Genomic DNA, 397 nt, shown 5'->3' on the forward strand with positions numbered 1-397 from the left:
GCCTTTGTCTTGAGTGGTGTCTTCAAGTCCAGACCCGCCAGCTGAATCAGTGCACCCGCAGGAATGCCCGCCTCAATCGCCAATTCAACCCGACGCATGGCGGTCAATGGGGTTTCCATCGCCGGTTTGATTCTCACCGTGCCGTGGGTTTCATTGGCCCGGGAGCTCAAGGCTTTTGAGAAAGCCTGCGACCAGCGCGTTGAACGCCTCGCCTTGATCATCGTGTACATAGTGACTGGCGCCTGCGACCTCCACCGTCTGGACGTGCGGATTGCTGGCGCTCATCGCTTGCAGCATCGCGGGCGGCAGAAAGTCCGAGCGGCCGCCGCGAATGAACAGGGTCGGGCAATCCAGCGCGCGCACCACCGGCCATAGGTCCGTCGGCTCGATACTCAGG

1 protein-coding gene is annotated in these 397 nt (G+C 61.7%); it reads right to left on the bottom strand.

Annotated elements, in window-relative coordinates:
* Positions 1-150: 150 nt before the first annotated feature.
* The coding region (locus tag AB4Y82_RS21155) for an alpha/beta fold hydrolase (protein ID WP_441611690.1) at positions 151-397 on the bottom strand (247 nt) is incomplete at its 5' end.

Source organism: Dyella sp. 2YAF14 (assembly GCF_052114725.1).
Classification (GTDB): Bacteria; Pseudomonadota; Gammaproteobacteria; order Xanthomonadales; family Rhodanobacteraceae; genus Dyella.